Source organism: Streptomyces sp. NPDC101178 (assembly GCF_044767965.1).
GTDB lineage: Bacteria > Actinomycetota > Actinomycetes > Streptomycetales > Streptomycetaceae > Streptomyces.
Genome location: NZ_JBIWOZ010000011.1, coordinates 62,587 through 77,554 on the forward strand (window position 1 = coordinate 62,587; position 14,968 = coordinate 77,554).

Sequence of the window (14,968 nt, forward strand, 5' to 3'; positions counted from 1 at the left end):
CTCACTCGGCGATGCCGACCACCAGCCAGATGAAGCCCACGCCCCCGATGGTGCAGAGAAGGGTGGAGCGGGCGGGATGGGTGTGGTGTGCCTCGGGAAGAATCTCCGCGGCGGCCAGGTAGAGCAGGGCTCCGCCGAAGAATCCGAGATAGCCGCCGAGCAGTTCCTCCGGAAGGGTGAACAGCAGCGTCGTCGCGGCGCCCACGACCGGTGCCACGGCGGCCGCGAACAGCATCAGGAGCGCCTTACGACGGGCGTTCCCGTAAAGACTGGTGAGGGTGTACGTGTTGAATCCGTCGGCGAAGTCATGACTGATCACCGCCAGCGCGACGGCCACGCCCATGGCTCCGCTGACCTGGAAGGCGGCGCCGAGCGCGATGCCGTCCATCAGGCTGTGGCCGACCATCGCGGCGGCCGCCGTGAGCCCCACCTGCGGCACGCGTTCACCGCTCGCCCCGTGTGCCACCTGGCGTACGGCGAGCAGCCCCTCCACCAGGTGGGCCACCAGGAAGCCGCCGACGAAGAGCAGCAGAGCGGCGGGCACGCCGAAGACCGGGGTCCCCGCGGCCTCCATCGCCTCCGGCAGGAGGTCCAGGCCGACCACGCCGAGCATCAGCCCGCCCGCGAAGCCGAGCACCAGGTGGCGGCGGTCGGTGACGCGTTGCGCGACCCAGCCGCCGGCCAGAGTCATCAGGAACGCGCCGAGCGCGACGAACACCGCCATGGGGTCTTGCTAGTCGATCGGCCCGGTCGGCCGCATCTCAGGGTGTCCTTACCGGAGCCGCCCGCGGCCGCCCGTACGCCGAGGTCCCCGGGCCGTGCGGCAGCCGGTTCCGTGACCGTATACGGAACAGCTCCACCCCCCATCGCTTGACGTGAAAGGCAGGCTCCGCCATGACGACCCCCACTCCCGAGCCCGGTGTGCGGAACCTGGTCGTCGGGGTCGGCGCCCGCCGGGACGCGCCGGCCGACGCGGTGTTCGGCCTGATCGAGCGGACGCTGCGCGCGGCCGGGCTGCGTACCGCCGATGTGGTGGAGGTGGCGACCGTCGACGCGAAGGCCGACGAGCCGGGGATCGTGGAGGCCGCGGCGCGGCTCGGGGTGCCGGTGCGGACGTATCCGGCGGCGGCGCTGGCGGCGGTGCGCGTGCCGAATCCGTCGGGTGCGGCGGCCGAGGCGGTGGCGACGCCGTCGGTGGCGGAGGCGGCGGCGCTGATCGGCGCGGACGAGCTGGTGGTCGGGAAGGCCGTCGGCCAGGGCCTGGCGACCTGTGCGGTGGCCCGCCGCTTTCCGGCCGTCCTTGCGGCTTTGCCTGTTTCCGGCGAGAAAACTCCCACCCCACTCGTGACGGAAGGCCTCGGCCCGTTCACCATGGCAGCCATGACTCCCCCCACACATCCCCCCACGCGAGACATCGAGAGCGCCGGGCCCGACCTGCGGCACCACGGCGACGCGGAGGTGCGCGGCGAGAATCTGACCGATCTCGCCGTCAACGTCCGGACCCACACACCACCGGAGTGGCTGCGCCAGCGGATAGCCGCCTCGCTCGTCTCGCTGGCCGCCTATCCCGACGGCTCGGCGGCCCGGGCGGCGGTCGCCGAGCGGCACGGGCTGCCGGTGGAACGCGTCCTGTTGACGGCGGGGGCGGCGGAGGCGTTCGTGCTGATCGCGCGGGCGCTGCCGGTCCGCTGCCCGGTGGTCGTGCACCCGCAGTTCACCGAGCCGGAGGCGGCGCTGCGGGCGGCCGGGCACGGGGTGGGGCGGGTGCTGCTGCGGGCGGAGGACGGTTTCCGGCTCGATCCGGCGGCGGTGCCGGAGGAGGCGGATCTGGTGGTGGTCGGCAACCCGACCAACCCGACCTCCGTGCTGCATCCGGCGGCGCTGCTGGAGCGGCTGGCGAGACCCGGGCGGACGCTGGTGGTGGACGAGGCGTTCATGGACGTGGTGCCGGGCGAGCGCGAGGCGCTGTGTGGCCGTACGGACATTCCGGGTCTGGTCGTGCTGCGCAGCCTGACCAAGACATGGGGGCTGGCCGGGCTGCGGATCGGCTATGTGCTGGCAGAGCCGGAGACGATCGCGCTGCTGGCGGAGGCGCAGCCGCTGTGGCCGGTGTCGTCCCCGGCGCTGGCGGCGGCCCAGGCGTGCATGGAGCCGCGGGCGCTGGTGGAGGCGGCGGAGGCGGCGGACCGGATCACGGTGGACCGGGCCCATCTGCTGGCCGGGCTGGCCGAGTTCAGCGAGGTGCGGGCGGTGGAGGCGGCGCGGGGGCCGTTCGTCCTGGTCCGGCTGGAGCGGGCGGCGGAGATCCGGGAGCGGCTGCGGCTGCTGGGCTTCGCGGCAAGGCGCGGCGATACGTTCCCGGGACTCGGCCCGCAGTGGCTGCGGCTGGCCGTCCGCGACCGGGCGACGACCAACCGCTTCCTCCAGGCCCTGGACCAGGCGGTTCAGGCGCTGCCCGCGCGCACCGGGCTCTGAGGCCCCTGCCGGAGGCGGCGTTCCGTCGTACGAACGCCGCCTCCGGTCCCGTGGGTGAGCCGGGATCAGCTCTGGGCGCTGCCGCTGCGCCGGCGCGCGACCACCGTGGCGCCCACGCCGACCGCGAGCAGCAGGGCCGCGCCACCCGCGATGTACGGGGTGGAGGAGCTGCCACCGGTCTCGGCGAGGTTGGCCGTGGTGGGAGCCTTCCCGGAGTCGGAGCCGGTCTGCGGCTTCACGTCGGAGCCGCCGTCGCCCTGGTCGCCACCGGTGGAGCCGCCTGTGTCGCCGCCACCGGTGTCACCGCCGCCGGAGCCGCCCGTGGCACCGCCGTCCGTCGCACCGCCGTCGCTGCCGCCCGGCTCCTCCGGCGCCTTCGGGGTCTCGCAGGTCGCCTCGGCCAGCGTGACCTCGCCGTTCACCTCGGCCACGTTGAGGTTGAGCGGGTTGATCGCGACCTTCAGCCGGAGCGCCGTCGCCGCCGCCGTACGCGCGGTGGTCTCCGTCTTCGACAGGTCGAGGCTCACCTCACCGACGCCCGGAACCGTGACCAGGGTCGGGCCGCCCGCGGAGAGCGTCACCTTCTTGCCGAGCACCTTGACGTGGCCGAGCACGTTCGATTCGGCGACGGGCTCCTTGCCGACCTCGCAGAGCGCCTTGGAGGTCACCTTCTCGACCTCGATGAGCGAGAGCAGCGGCAGTCCGGGCACATGGACGCGGGCCTTGACCAGGTTGACGTGGCCCTCGGCCTTCCTCTCGTCCACGGTGGCCTCGGCCGTGGCCACGTCGGCGCGCAGGACGCTGACCGGCTTTCCGCCCGCCACACCGTCCAGGTTCACCGAGAGCGCGGTCTGCTCGGCGCTGGCCGGTGCCTGCACCTCGTTGAGCGTGACCTTGAGGGGCACCTGGACGGACTTGTTGAGGAGCGAGACGTCGAGCGCGGTACGGAGCACGACCGCGCTCGCCTTGCCCTCGCCGCCGGTGGCGGGCGTCGCCGGGGCTGCCTGCGCGGGGACGGCGGCAAACAGGGCGACGGGAGCGGCGGCGACCGCCAGGGCGGCGAGACGGAAGGTGTTGCTGTTCAAGATGGTGGAACCCCCACAAGAGACATGGAGCCACCGGCACAGTCCAATGGGGGACATCGCCTGTGCCGGTGGCCTCGACTCCGTGAATCTTTACGCACTGTGGGTGAACTGACGGACACCTGACGTGAGTTCACCCCAAAGGGGGGTTTCCGCGCGCATATTCGAATCTTTCGGCACGTGCGTTCCCTCCTGCCCCACGGACTCACCCGTTTCACGCAGCGTGAGCCGAGGTACGTCGATGAGCGGACCACATCAACGAGCCGGGAGGCCGATCCGTCACTGCCGGTCAACCAAGCGCGCCATCACCCGACGACCCGCCCGTTCAGCACGACGTGGCGCGGGGCCGCCAGCACCCGGACGTCCGCGCGCGGGTCCTCCGCGTACACGACCAGGTCCGCCGGGGCGCCTTCCTCCAGACCCGGCCGCCCCAGCCACCGCCTCGCTCCCCACGCCGTGGCCGAGAGCGCCTCCAGCGGCGGGATGCCCGCCTTCACCAGCTCGGCGACCTCGCCCGCGACCAGGCCGTGCGCCAGCGAGCCGCCCGCGTCGGTGCCGACGTAGACCGGGATGCCGGCGTCGTACGCGGACCGGACGGTGTCGTAGCGCCGCTCGTACAGCTGCCGCATATGCGCCGACCAGCGCGGGAACTTGGCCTCGCCGCCCGCCGCAAGGTCCGGGAACGTGGCGATGTTGACCAGCGTCGGGACGATCGCGACGCCGCGTTCCGCGAAGAGCGGGATGGTCTCCTCGGTGAGGCCGGTGGCGTGCTCGACGCAGTCGATGCCCGCCACCACCAGATCGCGCAGCGACTCCTCGGCGAAGCAGTGCGCGGTGACCCGGGCGCCGAGCCGGTGCGCCTCCGCGATGGCCGCCTCCACCTCGCCGCGCGGCCAGCAGGCGGTGAGGTCGCCCGCGTCCCGGTCGATCCAGTCCCCCACCAGCTTGACCCAGCCGTCACCGCGCCGGGCCTCCCGCGCGACGTACGCGACGAGGTCGCCGGGCTCGATCTCATGCGCGTAGTCGCGGATGTAGCGCCGGGTCCTGGCGATGTGGCGGCCGGCCCGGATGATCTTCGGCAGGTCCTCGCGGCCGTCGATCCAGCGGGTGTCGGACGGGGATCCGGCGTCCCGGATGAGCAGGGTGCCGGCCTCGCGGTCGGTGAGGGCCTGCTTCTCGGCGGTCGCCGCGTCGACCGGGCCGTGCCGGTCCAGGCCGACATGGCAGTGCGCGTCGACGAGTCCGGGCAGCGCCCAGCCGGTGACGGTCTCCGCGCTCTCCGCGTCCGGCGGCCGCTCGTAGGTGATGTGTCCGTCCACGGCCCACAGTTCGTCGCGCACCTCGTCCGGCCCGACGAGGACCCGTCCCCTGACCCGCAGCACCCGCTGCCCGTCCCGCTCGCGCACCTGATCACTCATAGCGGCACTGTACGAGGCCCTCGGTAGGCTGCGAGGAGGGCGTCGGCCGCGAACAGGACCCCGCCGCCCGCACCAGAGAAGACGACCCGACCGACCCGGAGAGAGCCCCACCGTGACGCACCCCTTCCTCGACCTCCCCCCGCTGACCGCCGCGCACTTCGCGGCCATCGAGCGGCGGGTGGCCGCGCTCCTCGCCACCGAGCAGGACGTCGTCATCACGCAGGGCGAGGCGCTGCTGCCGTTGGAGGGCTGCATCCGCGGCGGTGCCAGGCCCGGCTCGGCCGCGCTGAACGTGGTGACCGGACCGTACGGGCAGACCTTCGGCAACTGGCTGCGGGACTGCGGCGCCGAGGTCGTCGACCTCACCGTGCCCTTCCACACCGCGGTCACCGCCGACCAGGTGGCCGAGGCGCTCGCCGAGCACCCGGAGATCGACTTCGTCTCGCTGGTGCACGCGGAGGCGGCGACCGGCAACACCAACCCGGTCGCGGAGATCGGTGAGGTGGTCCGGGCGCACGGGGCGCTGTTCATGCTGGACGCGGTCGCCTCGGTGGCCGCCGAGCCGCTGCTGCCGGACGCCTGGGGTGTGGACCTGTGCGTGATCGGTGCGCAGAAGGCGATGGGCGGACCGGCGGGTGTGTCGGCGGTGTCGGTGAGCGCACGGGCCTGGGAGCGGATCGCCGCCAACCCGGCCGCACCCCGGCGCTCGTACCTCTCGCTGCTGGACTGGAAGGAGCGCTGGATCGACGGCGGCCGCACGGCCCTGCCGCACGCTCCGGCGCAGCTGGAGATGCTCGGGCTGGAGGCGTGTCTGGAGCGGATCGAGGAGGACGGGCTGGAGACGGTGACGGCCCGCCACGCCTTCGCCGCGGCGGCGACCCGGGCGGGTGCGGTGGCGCTCGGCGGCGGTCTGGAGCCGTACGTCCTTCAGGCGCGGGACGCCGCTCCGGTGGCCACGACGCTGCGCGCGCCGGCCGGGACGGACGCCTCCGCGCTGGTCGCGCGGGCGCTGGAGCTGGAGCCCTCGCTGCCGCTCATCGCGGGCGGCGGGGCGCTCGCCAAGGAGATGATCCGGGTCAATCACTACGGGGCGGACGCGACGGGGAGCGCGGTGCTGGCCTCGCTCGCGGCGCTGGGGGCGGCGCTGGCCGGTACGGGCCGGCGGGTCGACTTCGATGCTGCCCGCCGTGCGGCCTCGGAAACCTGGCCGGGCATCTGATATTCATAATGCGGGGAGCTACTTTTCCGAAAGTAGCTCCCCGCATTCTTCTGCCCGCTTTCCCGCCCGCTAAACGCGCAAGTTCTTTCGGGGCTCGAACTTCATGATTCGGACACGTCTCACAGGAGTTACAACCCTGTGACCGACTCCACACGGACGACGTTATGCCCGAAAAATTTAGGACAAAGAGCGTGAAATCGCACCCAGAACCTGGGAGGTCTCGCGCACGCCTGATAACACACAGAGGCGCTCCACCCAACCTTTTGCCGCGATGCAATTTAGAAATTTGCTGGGTAAATTTAATTCCCATGACCGCCGCACCAGCAGATTTTGCCCGTGCCCGAAGCGAATTCCTGAGTATCGACACGCCACGAGTGGAGGACGGAGCCGCGATCTGGCGCATCGCCCGCGACTCCGAGGTCCTGGACCTGAACTCCTCGTACAGCTACCTGCTGTGGTGTCGTGACTTCGCCGCGACGTCCGCCGTCGCCCGTGGCGAGGACGGCGAGCCGATCGCCTTCGTCACCGGCTACATCCGTCCCGACCGCCCCGAGACCCTCGTCGTCTGGCAGGTCGCCGTCGACGGGGCGCACCGCGGCAAGGGGCTCGCCGCCGCCCTGCTGGACGCGCTGACCGCGCGGGTCGCCGCCGACCAGGGGCTCGCCTGCGTCGAGACGACGATCACCCCGGACAACACCGCGTCCGACCGGCTCTTCACGTCCTTCGCCCAGCGGCACGACGTCCCGCTGGAGCAGGAGGTGCTCTTCGACGGCGGACTGTTCCCCGAGGGAACGCACCTGCCGGAGGTCCTCTACCGGATAGGTCCCTTCACGGACTGAGCCACCCGAGTCACCTGAGCGGACAGGCCCCGCTCGCGGTCCGGCGTACCTGACCCGTACGCCGGCTTCCCCACGACTTTTCGCGCCGGCCGACCATCCGGCGCGGTCTCGGCCGCCTCCGCGCGGCAGGGAGCACCGACCACCTTGCCCGTCACACCCCCTCACGCAGGAGATTCGCTGTGACCATCACCCCGCCCGCACTGAGCGTCTTCGAGACCCTGGAGTCGGAGGTCCGTAGCTACTGCCGCGGCTGGCCGGCTGTGTTCGACCGCGCGCAGGGCGCCCGGCTGACCGATGAGGACGGCCACTCCTACCTGGACTTCTTCGCCGGGGCCGGCTCGCTCAACTACGGCCACAACAACCCGGTGCTGAAACGAGCGCTGATCGACTACATCGAGCGCGACGGCATCACCCACGGCCTGGACATGGCGACCACCGCCAAGCGCGCCTTCCTGGAGACGTTCCAGAACGTCATCCTGCGCCCGCGCGACCTCCCGTACAAGGTCATGTTCCCCGGCCCGACGGGCACCAACGCCGTCGAGTCGGCGCTGAAGCTGGCCCGTAAGGTCAAGGGCCGCGAGTCGGTCGTCTCGTTCACCAACGCCTTCCACGGCATGTCGCTGGGCTCGCTCGCCGTCACCGGCAACGCGTTCAAGCGGGCCGGCGCCGGCATCCCGCTGGTGCACGGCACGCCGATGCCGTTCGACAACTACTTCGACGGTACGGTCCCCGACTTCCTCTGGTTCGAGCGGCTCCTGGAGGACCAGGGCTCCGGGCTCAACAAGCCCGCCGCCGTGATCGTGGAGACCGTCCAGGGCGAGGGCGGCATCAACGTCGCCCGCGCCGAGTGGCTGCGCGCGCTCAAGGAGCTGTGCGAGCGCCAGGACATGCTGCTGATCGTCGACGACATCCAGATGGGCTGCGGCCGCACCGGCGGCTTCTTCTCCTTCGAGGAGGCCGGCATCGTCCCGGACATCGTCACGCTCTCGAAGTCCATCAGCGGCTACGGCCTGCCGATGTCGCTCTGCCTGTTCAAGCCGGAGCTGGACATCTGGGAGCCGGGCGAGCACAACGGCACCTTCCGCGGCAACAACCCCGCCTTCGTCACCGCCGCCGCCGTCCTGGACGCCTACTGGGCCGACGGCCAGATGGAGAAGCAGACCCTGGCCCGCGGCCAGCAGGTCGAGCAGGCGCTGCTGTCCATCTGCGCCGAGGAGCCGACCGCGCAGTTCCGCGGCCGCGGCCTGGTCTGGGGCATGGAGTTCGAGGACCCGGCGCGCGCCTCGGCGGTCTGCGCCCGCGCCTTCGAGCTGGGCCTCCTGCTGGAGACCTCGGGCCCGCAGAGCGAGGTCGTCAAGCTGCTGCCGCCGCTGACCATCACCACCGACGAACTGGACGAGGGCCTGCGCACGCTGGCCCGCTGCGTCCGCGAAACGGCCTGACCCGGCGCTGCCGGGGAAGGCGAGAAGGAGCGCCCCGGGCCTCACGGGCCCGGGGCGGAGTTCAAGAGAAGGGCACTGCTCACCGTGATCGTCCGATCGTTCAAGGACATCGAGAACACCGACCGGCATGTGAAGTCCGCGTCCGGCACCTGGGAGAGCAAGCGCATCGTGCTCGCCAAGGAGAAGGTCGGCTTCTCCCTCCACGAGACCGTGCTCTACGCGGGTACGGAGACCTCCATGTGGTACGCGAACCACATCGAGGCGGTCCTGTGCACCGAGGGCGAGGCCGAGCTCACCAACGACGAGACCGGCGAGACCCACTGGATCTCCCCGGGCACGATGTACCTCCTGGACGGGCACGAGCGCCACACCCTGCGGCCCAAGACCGACTTCCGCTGCGTGTGCGTCTTCAACCCGCCCGTCACCGGGCGGGAGGACCACGACGAGAACGGTGTCTACCCACTGCTGACCGAGGAGGCCTGAACCACCATGACCACCGAAGTACGCGCAGATCTGTACCCCTCGCGCGGCGCCGCCGAGATGACCACTCCCCGCCAGGACCCGGTCATCTGGTCCGCGCCGGGCGCACCGGGCCCGATCGCCGCCAAGGATCTCCAGGGCTACGAGCACGACGGCTTCCTCACCGTCGACCAGCTCATCACCCCGGACGATGTCGCCGTCTACCGCGCGGAGCTGGACCGGCTGGTCGCCGACCCGCTGATCCGGGCCGACGAGCGCTCCATCGTGGAGAAGCAGACGCAGAACGTACGGTCCGTCTTCGAGGTCCACAAGATCAGCGAGGTCTTCGCCGCTCTGGTCCGTGACGAACGGGTGGTGGGCCGGGCCCGCCAGATCCTCGGCTCGGACGTGTACGTCCACCAGTCCCGGATCAACGTGAAGCCGGGCTTCGGGGCCACGGGCTTCTACTGGCACTCGGACTTCGAGACGTGGCACGCCGAGGACGGTCTTCCGAACATGCGGACCGTCTCCGTGTCGATCGCGCTGACGGAGAACTTCGACACCAACGGCGGGCTGATGATCATGCCCGGTTCGCACAAGTCGTTCCTCGGCTGTGCGGGCGAGACGCCGAAGGACAACTACAAGAAGTCGCTCCAGATGCAGGACGCGGGCACTCCGTCCGACGAGGCGCTGACGAAGATGGCGGACCGGCACGGCATCAAGCTCTTCACGGGCAAGGCCGGTTCGGCGACCTGGTTCGACTGCAACGCCATGCACGGGTCGGGCGACAACATCACGCCGTACGCGCGCTCGAACGTCTTCATCGTCTTCAACAGCGTGGAGAACGCGGCGCAGGAGCCGTTCGCGGCGCCGATCCGCCGCCCGGAGTTCATCGGGGCGCGGGACTTCACGCCGGTGAAGTAGCGCCACGCGCAGGCACACAGGGGCCCGGGACGGTACGCCGTCCCGGGCCCCTGCGCGTATCTCGCTGGACCCGGCACCGGCCACCGGTCAGGGTGACGACCATGACTTCTCACGTACGGCACATCACCGTCGACTGCGCCGACGCCCACGCGCTCGGCACCTTCTGGTCCCAGGTGCTCGGCGCGCCGCTCGCCGACGACGACCTCCCCGGCGACCCGGAGGCCCTGCTCGAAACCCCGGGCGCCGCGATCCTCTTCGTGCAGGGCCCCGACGCCAAGACGGCCAAGAACCGGGTGCACCTCGACATCCAGCCGCAGGACCGCACCCGGGACGAGGAGGTGGAGCGGCTTCTCGCGCTCGGCGCCACGCTGGTCGGTGACCACCGGAGGCCGAACGGGCGGGGGTGGGCGACCCTGGCGGACCCCGAGGGGAACGAGTTCTGCGTGGAGTGTTCGGCAGCCGAGCGGGCCGCGCTGAGCGGGACGCGGCTGCCGGTGACCGCCGACGATGTGACGACCGCCGTGCGGCTCGCGGTGGACGTACTGGCCAAAGCCCCGGCGGACCGCTGGGACAAGCCCGCCGGGACGCTGGAGTGGACGTGCTGGGAGACGGCGGAGCATCTGGGCGACGACCTCGTCTCGTACGCCGTGCGGCTGGGCCCGCGCACGCCCCCGCTGGAGCGGAACCTCCCCTTGCGTTGGACCTCCGAACGCCCCGGCGGGCCGTACAGCCTGCTCTTCGCCGACCGTGCGGCCGGGCCCGCCGGGCTGCTGGCGACGGTGGAGGCGAGCGGTGGGCTGCTGGCCTCGATGGTGCGGACGACGCCGCCTCGGGTGCGCGCCTACCACGTCCACGGCGTCTCCGACCCGGAGGGCTTCGCCGCGATGGGTGTGGTGGAGACCCTGGTGCACACCCATGACCTCGCCGAGGGCCTGGGCCTCACGTGGGCGCCGCCCGCCGACCTCTGCGACCGGGTGCTGGCCCGGCTCTTCCCCGAAGCGCCGGCGGGCGGCGACCGGTGGACCGTGCTGCTCTGGGCCACCGGCCGCGCGGAACTGCCGGACCGCCCGCGCCGCACGGAGTGGCGGTGGGACGGGCGGCCCCTGGAGGATCAGACGGCGTCGAGCGCCGGGTAGTCGGTGTAGCCCTTGGCGTCGCCGCCGAAGAAGGACGACGGGTCGGGGGTGTTGAAGGGGCCCTTGGCCTTGAGGCGGGCGGGCAGGTCCGGGTTGGCGAGGAAGAGGACGCCGTACGAGATGAGGTCGGCGATGCCGTCGTCGATCACGGTGTGGTCGTCCGGGCCGGTCGGCCCGTCGGAGTGCACGTTGATCAGGACGGTGCCGGTGAACACCTTGCGCAGCTGGAGGGTCAGTTCGCGGATCGGAGCGTCCTCCAGGATGTGCAGATAGGCGAGGCCGAGCCGCTCGATCTCCTGGGCCAGCGCGGTGTAGACGGCGTCCGGAGCGGGCTCGTCGATGTCGTTGTACGGGTTGGACGGCGAGATGCGCAGTCCGGTGCGGGCTCCGCCGATCTCGGCCGCGACCGCCTTGACCACCTCCACGGCGAACCGGACGCGCGCGCTCTCCGAGCCGCCCCACTCATCGGTGCGCAGGTTGGTGTTGGGCGCGAGGAACTGGTGGATGAGGTAGCCGTTGGCGCCGTGCAGCTCCACGCCGTCGAATCCGGCCTCGACGGCGTTGCGGGCGGCCGAGGCGAAGTCGGCGATGGTCTGCCGGATCTCGGCACCGGTCAGCTCGTGCGGCTCGACGAAGTCCTTGGGGCCCTCGGCGGTGTAGACCTGGCCGGCCGCCTTGACCGGCGAGGCGCTGACCGGGACGAGGCCGTCGGGAAGCAGATCCGGGTGGCCGATGCGGCCGGCGTGCATGATCTGGGCGAAGATCCGGCCGCCCTCGGCGTGCACCGCGTCGGTGACCTTGCGCCAGGACGCGACCTGCTCGGCGCTGTGCAGCCCGGGCGTGAACGGGTAGCCCTGGCCGACGGCGGAGGGCTGGATGCCTTCGGTGATGACGAGGCCGGCCGAGGCGCGCTGGGCGTAGTAGACGGCCGTGAGCTCGGTGGCCGTACCGCCCTCGCCCGCCCGGCTCCGGGTCATCGGGGCCATCACGATGCGGTTGGCCAGCGGGATGCCGGAGAGGTCGATCGGGTCGAAAGCGGTGGTCATCAAGGCTCCCAGAAGAGTATGTGGTCGACCAATAAAATAGGTATGTGGTCGGCCAATCATTGGCGCTGACGGTCACTGTAGCGCATTGATTGGCCGACCAAGGTAAAGTGTCCGGAAGGCTCCGGCCGACAGAGAAGCCCCCATCGGAGCAGCACCGAGGAGCCCGCCATGAACACCGCCACCAGCGCGACCGCGGAAGTCCCCTGTACCGACGCGCTGCCCGGAGCGGCGCTCGGCGGGCCCGTGAGCCACGCCGTCTCCCGCGTCGCCCGGCTGCACCGGATCGCGGCGGGCAAGCTGCTGAAGGGTCTGGGGCTCTACCCGGGTCAGGAACTGCTGATGATGCAGCTGTGGGACTCGGGGCCGGTCCGTCAGTCCGAGCTGATCAGGACGCTGGACCTGGACCCCTCGACGGTCACCAAGATGCTCCAGCGCCTGGAGCAGACCGGCCATGTGCGCCGCCGCCCCGACCCGGACGACCGGCGGGCGGTCCTGGTGGAGGCGACGGCGGAGAGCTGCGCGCTGCACACGGCGGTGCGGGACGCGTGGTGCAGCCTGGAGGAGCACACGCTGGCGGGCCTGGAGAGCGATGAGCGTACGGAGCTGACGCGGCTGCTGGCGAAGGTGGAGGCGAACCTCTGCCAGGAGACGCAGGGGTGCCCGGAGCGCGGCGGACCCACTTGCTGATCCCTCCTCAGCCCAGCACGTCCAGCACCCGGTCCACATCCGCCTCCGTGTTGTAGAGGTGGCAGGAGATCCGCAGGTTCCCGGCGGGAGCCGACACCGCGATCCCGGCCCGCGTCAGTTCGTCGTGGCGGCCTTCAAGACCCGGCACGGAGACGATCGCCGACTCCCCCGGCACCACCTTGTGGCCGAGCTCCACCAGCCCCGAGCGCAGCCGGGCGGCGAGCGAGGTGGCGTGCGCGTACAGCGCGTCGGCGCCGATCTCCGCGAGCAGCGCGAGGGAGTGTTCGGCCCCGTGGTACGAGAGGAACGCGGGCGGCTCGTCGAAGCCGCGCGCACCGGGGGCGACGCGCTCCAGCGGCCCGTAGTTGCCGGTCCAGGGCGCACCGGCGGCGACCCAGCCGGCGAAGAGGTGCGGCAGGGTGCCCTGCGCCTCCTCGGTCACGGTGAGGAACGACGTACCCCGGGGGCAGAGCAGATACTTGAACCCGCCGGTGACGGTGTAGTCGTACGCCCCCGCCTCCAGCGGGAACCAGCCCGCCGACTGGGTGGCGTCCAGCAGGGTCCGGGTGCCGTGGGCGGCGGCGGCCGCGCGGATGGCGGCGAGGTCGGCGACCCGGCCGTCGGCCGACTGGACCGCGGAGAAGGCGACGAGCGCGGTGGTGGGCCGTACGGCGTCGGCGAGGTCCGCGAGCGGGACGTACCGCATCCGCAGGTCGCCGCGGAGCGCGAACGGACTGACGACGGAGGAGAACTCACCCTCAGGCGCCAGGACTTCGGCGCCCGCCGGGAGCGAGGCGGCGATCAGCCCGACATGGACGGTGACCGAGCTGCCGGTGGCGACCCGGTCCGGCTCGACCCCGGCGAGCCGGGCGAAACCGGCCCGGGCCGCCTCCACCACGTCGAAACTGCCCGCGCCGATCCGGCGGCCGGCGGCGTTCTCGTCGGCGAGGGCCTTGACGGCGGCGATGGTGCGGCGGGGCAGCAGCCCCCAGCTGGAGGTGTTGAGGTAGGTGACCTCGGGTGCGAACTCGGCGGCGGCCATCTGGCTGAGCGGAGAGATCGTCATGGACTCAGCCTGGAGCCCCCGCGACTCATAGTCAATTGCCGAAACTTGCGGGGCGCATCCAAGAATCGCTTATACCGGTGGCGCTCAGCTCTTCGGGACCTCGCAGGCGCCGTCCGTGTCGCAGGCGGCCGCGTCGCCGCCCACGGTGGTCAGCTCGGTGGCCGGACGGTCCTTCCAGGCCTGCTCCAGCGCCTGGCCGAAGACCTCGGAGGGCTGGCCGCCGGAGATCCCGTACCGCCGGTCGAGCACGAAGAACGGCACCGCGTTGGCGCCCAGTTCGGCCGCCTCGCGCTCGTCGGCCCGGACCTCTTCGGCGTACGCCTCGGGGTCGGCGAGCACCGCACGCGCCTCGTCACCGTCGAGACCGGCCTCCACGGCGAGCGCGAGCAGCACGTCGTCGTCGAAGACGGACCGCTCCTCGGCGAAGTTGGCCCGGTAGGCGAGGGTCAGCAGCTCGTCCTGGCGGCCGCGGGCCTTGGCCAGGTGCAGCAGCCGGTGGATGTCGAAGGTGTTGCCGTGGTCCCGGCCCTCCGTGCGGTAACCGAGCCCCTCGGCCTGCGCGTTGGCCGCGACGTTGGCCTCCATGCCGGCGGCCTCCTCGCGGGTCCGCCCGTACTTGCTCGCCAGCATGTCGACGACCTGCTCGGTCTCGCCCTTGGCCCGCCCGGGGTCGAGCTCGAAGGAGCGGTGCACGACCTCGACCTCGTCCCGGTGGGCGAACTCGGCGAGCGCCTTCTCGAAGCGGGCCTTGCCGATGTAGCACCAGGGACAGGCGATATCGGACCAGATCTCGACGCGCATGACTCTTCTTCTCTCCAGGGGGCGTGGACGGGTCGGGGAGGCCGCCCGAGGGACGGACCTCTGGTCGAACACCGAACCTGACCTGGTCATTCCCGGCGGCCGTCGGACGCCTCCGGAGCGCGGGGCACGGTGGTCGATCCGTGGCCGGTCCGACGCGGGCCCGGCGGCCGCGCACCCGCGGTGACCGCGCACCGCGTACCCCGCGACCTGCTGCACTACGGTCTCGGCGTCCGGCCGGCCCTGGACTCCACGGCGCGCCCCGGTTCGCGTCCCCCGGCCTGTTCTGGATCCTCGCCGGGGGGGGGGGGGGGGGGGGCCGCCCCCCCCCCCCCCCCCCCCGGCCCCCCCCCCCCCCCCCCCCCCCCCCCCCCCCC

The 14,968-nt window shown here is 71.9% G+C and carries 14 protein-coding genes; 8 read left to right on the forward strand and 6 right to left on the reverse strand.

Annotation, left to right across the window (positions count from 1 at the left end):
• Position 1: 1 nt before the first annotated feature.
• Positions 2–724 (reverse strand): ZIP family metal transporter, encoded by a 723-nt coding sequence (locus ACIRR8_RS27680; protein WP_093688274.1) that lies wholly within the window; start codon positions 722–724, stop codon positions 2–4.
• 170 nt (positions 725–894) lie between these two features.
• On the opposite strand from ACIRR8_RS27680, the gene cobC reads away from it, so the two are divergent.
• Positions 895–2,475, forward strand: coding sequence for an Rv2231c family pyridoxal phosphate-dependent protein CobC (cobC, locus tag ACIRR8_RS27685; RefSeq protein WP_404069861.1), 1,581 nt, complete (start codon positions 895–897; stop codon positions 2,473–2,475).
• 65 nt (positions 2,476–2,540) lie between these two features.
• On the opposite strand, the gene ACIRR8_RS27690 is transcribed toward cobC, so the two are convergent.
• Together ACIRR8_RS27690 and ACIRR8_RS27695 are read right to left on the reverse strand one after the other, a co-directional pair.
• Positions 2,541–3,560 carry an SCO1860 family LAETG-anchored protein gene (locus ACIRR8_RS27690; protein WP_404069863.1) on the reverse strand — a complete coding sequence of 340 codons (1,020 nt, stop codon included), beginning with the start codon at positions 3,558–3,560 and terminating at the stop codon, positions 2,541–2,543.
• A gap of 302 nt (positions 3,561–3,862) precedes the next feature.
• Positions 3,863–4,939, reverse strand: a complete 1,077-nt coding sequence (locus tag ACIRR8_RS27695; protein WP_404070114.1) for an amidohydrolase family protein — start codon at positions 4,937–4,939, stop codon at positions 3,863–3,865.
• Between the two features lie 148 nt (positions 4,940–5,087).
• Between ACIRR8_RS27695 and ACIRR8_RS27700 the strand changes: the two genes are divergently transcribed.
• The 6 genes from ACIRR8_RS27700 to ACIRR8_RS27725 all read left to right on the forward strand — a co-directional run bounded on the left by ACIRR8_RS27700 (position 5,088) and on the right by ACIRR8_RS27725 (position 10,994).
• Positions 5,088–6,194 (forward strand): pyridoxal-phosphate-dependent aminotransferase family protein, encoded by a 1,107-nt coding sequence (locus ACIRR8_RS27700; protein ID WP_404069865.1) that lies wholly within the window; start codon positions 5,088–5,090, stop codon positions 6,192–6,194.
• Positions 6,195–6,502: 308 nt separating this feature from the next.
• The gene (ectA, locus tag ACIRR8_RS27705) at positions 6,503–7,033 is read left to right on the forward strand and encodes a diaminobutyrate acetyltransferase (RefSeq protein ID WP_404069867.1); all 531 of its coding nucleotides are present in this window, start codon (positions 6,503–6,505) and stop codon (positions 7,031–7,033) included.
• Positions 7,034–7,212: 179 nt separating this feature from the next.
• Complete coding sequence (ectB, locus tag ACIRR8_RS27710; protein ID WP_404069869.1) at positions 7,213–8,475, forward strand: diaminobutyrate--2-oxoglutarate transaminase; 1,263 nt, start codon at positions 7,213–7,215, stop codon at positions 8,473–8,475.
• Positions 8,476–8,559: 84 nt separating this feature from the next.
• Positions 8,560–8,958, forward strand: a complete 399-nt coding sequence (locus ACIRR8_RS27715) for an ectoine synthase (protein ID WP_018512207.1) — start codon at positions 8,560–8,562, stop codon at positions 8,956–8,958.
• 6 nt (positions 8,959–8,964) lie between these two features.
• Entirely contained in the window at positions 8,965–9,858 is an 894-nt protein-coding gene (thpD, locus tag ACIRR8_RS27720) for an ectoine hydroxylase (RefSeq protein ID WP_404069871.1), read from the forward strand.
• 101 nt (positions 9,859–9,959) lie between these two features.
• Positions 9,960–10,994 (forward strand): VOC family protein, encoded by a 1,035-nt coding sequence (locus tag ACIRR8_RS27725; protein WP_404069873.1) that lies wholly within the window; start codon positions 9,960–9,962, stop codon positions 10,992–10,994.
• Here ACIRR8_RS27725 and ACIRR8_RS27730 read toward each other — a convergent pair.
• Positions 10,970–12,040, reverse strand: coding sequence for an alkene reductase (locus ACIRR8_RS27730; protein ID WP_404069875.1), 1,071 nt, complete (start codon positions 12,038–12,040; stop codon positions 10,970–10,972). The two genes, ACIRR8_RS27725 and ACIRR8_RS27730, sit on opposite strands and share 25 nt — an antisense overlap.
• A gap of 168 nt (positions 12,041–12,208) precedes the next feature.
• Between ACIRR8_RS27730 and ACIRR8_RS27735 the strand changes: the two genes are divergently transcribed.
• Positions 12,209–12,727: a MarR family winged helix-turn-helix transcriptional regulator gene (locus tag ACIRR8_RS27735; protein WP_404069877.1), complete on the forward strand. Its 519-nt coding sequence runs from the start codon at positions 12,209–12,211 to the stop codon at positions 12,725–12,727.
• 7 nt (positions 12,728–12,734) lie between these two features.
• On the opposite strand, the gene ACIRR8_RS27740 is transcribed toward ACIRR8_RS27735, so the two are convergent.
• Positions 12,735–13,793, reverse strand: coding sequence for an aminotransferase class V-fold PLP-dependent enzyme (locus tag ACIRR8_RS27740; RefSeq protein ID WP_404069879.1), 1,059 nt, complete (start codon positions 13,791–13,793; stop codon positions 12,735–12,737).
• A gap of 84 nt (positions 13,794–13,877) precedes the next feature.
• A complete protein-coding gene (locus ACIRR8_RS27745) occupies positions 13,878–14,594 on the reverse strand; it encodes a DsbA family oxidoreductase (protein WP_404069881.1) in 717 nt (238 codons plus the stop codon).
• Positions 14,595–14,968: the final 374 nt, after the last annotated feature.